Origin of the sequence: Streptomyces sp. SID3343, assembly GCF_009865215.1 — a bacterium.
GTDB lineage: Bacteria > Actinomycetota > Actinomycetes > Streptomycetales > Streptomycetaceae > Embleya.
This window is the reverse complement of the sequence record NZ_WWJX01001436.1, coordinates 1-3,287: the sequence shown is the minus strand read 5'-3', so window position 1 is coordinate 3,287 and position 3,287 is coordinate 1. Positions and strand designations below refer to the sequence as shown.

At 69.4% G+C, this 3,287-nt stretch carries 2 protein-coding genes and 1 pseudogene; all 3 read right to left on the bottom strand.

Annotated features, from left to right (window positions below):
• Positions 1–254 (bottom strand): annotated as a pseudogene (locus tag GT354_RS56930) (ParA family protein); the annotation flags it as partial.
• 923 nt (positions 255–1,177) lie between these two features.
• The gene (ald, locus tag GT354_RS45910; RefSeq protein WP_161363453.1) at positions 1,178–2,293 is read right to left on the bottom strand and encodes an alanine dehydrogenase; all 1,116 of its coding nucleotides are present in this window, start codon (positions 2,291–2,293) and stop codon (positions 1,178–1,180) included.
• A gap of 219 nt (positions 2,294–2,512) precedes the next feature.
• Positions 2,513–3,287, bottom strand: a 775-nt coding sequence (locus GT354_RS45905; RefSeq protein ID WP_161363452.1) for a tetratricopeptide repeat protein, incomplete at its 5' end; no start/stop codon positions are given.

The following is a 3,287-nucleotide window of genomic DNA, read 5'->3' as shown; positions in this document are numbered from 1 at the left end:
GTGGTCTTGCCGACGCCGCCCTTCTGGTTGCACATCGCGATGATCTTCGCCGGACCGTGTTCGCCCACAGGCGCCGGAATCGGGAAGTACGGAAGGGCGCGGCCCGTGGGACCGACCCGCTCGCGTCGCTGCGTGGCGGCGTCGGGGGCGAGAGTCGCGGCGTACTCCGGATCCGGTTCGTAGTCCGCGTCGGGGTCGAACGGCCCGCCACGCAATTCTTCGGCGTAGCGCAACTCGTCGTCGTAGTAGTACATGTCGTAGGCGTACTCGTGCGCGTCCGGACCATCGAGCCCGTCTTGTCCGGCCTGGCCGGCCGGAGCGTTCTGGCCCGCCTGAACGGCGCTGTCCGTGCGCTTCACCTGCTGGTCCTGCGAGCCGTCGGCGGGCCCGTAGGAAGAGGTAGTCGGCGCTGCACGGCCCGGCGCCGCCCCTGGCTGGGCACCCCCGGGAGCAAATGTCGACTCGTTCACAAGTCGTCTTACCTCCTTGCCGACCAGGTCATTTCTTGCTTCGTCAGCCTGAATCCTTGCCGACGGATCGCGACTCTATGGCGTGGCGGACGGTCGCAGCAAGGCGAACCGCCCGACCTATGCAACATGTACGGCGTTCAGTCAAGCGCCCGAGGGTGGGATCCTGCGTACATCCCGCGAGGCGTTTGGACGTCGATCGACGCGTGGACCCGCGTCGGGATCACCTGGGCATGACCCGAAATTCTCGGACGATGCGGACATCCGTGCCACCGTCGAGCAAATGCGTGGCGAACGAATACCGAAGCGTGTGCGGCGAAATGTCGGTAGAGAGCTTTGCCTGCTCGGCCGCGGCCTCGCGGATCGTCCACCCGCCCTGCCGTGTCGATCCACCGCCTCACGCGTTGAGAAAGACGTCGAACTGCCGCGCCCCGCCGGGCAGGACAGGACAGAACAGGAGCGGGCGGGAGCGGACAGGAGAGGTGAGGCAGTGCCGAAGATCTCGCCGACAGGTGAGCCACGTGCCGTCTACCGGCCCCCACTCACCGACCACCCGCCCCGGACACAGACCGCGACCATCGGGTCGGCCGGCCCCTTGCGGCCGGCAAAACACCACATGCCGCACACCCACGTCATTGGGGGTGTGCGGCATGTGGCACGGCACCGGCGCCCGACCGCTGATCGCGGCCGAACGCTTGTGCCACGACGTCCTAGGCCAGGACGTCTTCCAGCGACACGGCCGGAATGCCCAGCGCCTCGCCGACGGCGGCGTTGGTGAGCCGACCCTCGTGCGTGGACAGACCGAGCGCGAGCGCGCGGTCGGCCTTGGCCGCCTCGCGCCAGCCGCGGTTGGCGAGCTGCACGATGTAGGGCAGCGTCGCGTTGGTCAGCGCGTAAGTCGAGGTGTGCGGCACCGCGCCCGGCATGTTGGCGACGCAGTAGAAGATCGAGTTGTGCACCTTGTAGACCGGGTCGTCGTGCGTGGTCGCACGCGAGTCCTCGAAGCAACCGCCCTGGTCGATGGCGATGTCGACAAGCACCGAACCCGGCTTCATCCGCGACACGAGATCGTTGGTGACGAGCTTGGGGGCCTTGGCGCCCGGGATGAGCACCGCACCGATGACCAGGTCGGCGTCCAGGACGGCCTTCTCGATCTCGTACGAGTTCGAGGCGACGGTCTGAAGGTGACCCTGGTAGATGCGGTCGGCCTCGCGCAGCGCCTGGATGTTGCGGTCCAGAAGGAGCACCTCGGCCTGCATGCCCAGCGCGATCGCCGCGGCGTTCATGCCCGAGACGCCCGCGCCGATGACGACGACCTTCGCCGCGTAGACGCCGGAGACGCCACCCATGAGGGTGCCGCGACCGCCGCCCTGCGCCATCAGGTGGTACGAGCCCACCTGCGGCGCGAGCCGACCGGCAACCTCGGACATCGGGGCGAGCAGGGGCAGTGCGCCGGTGGCGGTCTGCACCGTCTCGTACGCGATGGAGGTGGTGCCGGCGTTGAGCAGCGCCTCCGTGCACTCCTTGCCCGCGGCGAGGTGCAGGTAGGTGAACAGCGTCTGGTCCTTGCGCAGTCGCCCGTACTCCGAGGCGATGGGCTCCTTGACCTTCAGGATCAGTTCGCCGGTCGCCCAGACGTCGTCCGCCGTCGGGAGTATGGCGGCCCCGGCGGCCACGTACTCCTCGTTCGGGATGGACGAGCCGACGCCTGCGTCGTTCTCGATGTAGACCTCGTGACCGTTGCGCACGAGCTCGTGCACGCCGGCGGGCGTGATCGCCACGCGGTATTCGTGGTTCTTGACCTCGCGGGGGATGCCGACCTTCACGGCTATCAAGTCCTATCGACGAAGGGTTGGGCGCGGCGAACGCAGGCATGCAAATGCAAGCTGTTCCTCGCAGTGTCCCTAGCTTAGTGCTGCTCGAACGCCCCGCCAACCTTACAAAGTGGCAGTGAGGACACAACCGCTTGTCACTTTCGTAGGTTGCGCCCGCTGCAATCGATGATCGCGAGTACCCGCAGGGCCTTCCACGGACTCCGTAGGGGGTTATTCGTCACCCAGATAGCGACGTACCTCGTCGGCCTCGGGCGCTCCGGCGTCCACGAGCAACGCGAGCGCCTGCCGTCGGCGCAGGCGCGCCTCGCGCACGTCGCCCGTGTCGAGCGCGAGTTCGGCGCTGTGCAACAGGGCCAGCGCCTCCAGGCGTTCGTCGCCCGCGGCGCGAAACGCCTCCAGCGCGTCGCGGTAGACCGCGAGCGCCTCCTGGGTGCGGCCGGCCTCGCCCAGCACGGCCGCGATGTCGGTCAGCACCCGGCCGATGTCGGCCGGATCGCCGATCCGGCGGCGCACCCCCAACGCCGCGCGGTGGTCGCGCACCGACTGCTCGAAGCGGCCCATCCGCGCGTGCAGCCGGCCCAGGTGCGACAGGACCCGGGCCTGACCCGCCGCGTCACCGATGGTGCGGCGCAGCAGGAGCGAGCGGTCGTACCAGTCGGCGGCGCGTTGCAGATCGCCCAGGTCGGCGTACGCGTTGCCGAGGTTGACCATCGCCCGGCCCTCGCCGGCCGGGTCGCCCAGTCCGCGCGAGACCTCCAGGGCCGCGCGGTAGCACGACAGCGCCTCCTCCAACTCGTCCCGCGCGACGTGCAGGTTGCCGAGGTTGAGCAGCGCGACGGCCTCTTGTCGGCCCGAGCCGGCGCGGCGCGCGGTGGTCAGCGCGAGTTCGTGCAGTTCGCGTACGTCGGACCAGTGCGCGCGGCGGTCGAGCAGGCGGGTGAGCACCGCGACGAGCCGCCGGGTCGCGGCGTCGAGGCCGGCCGCG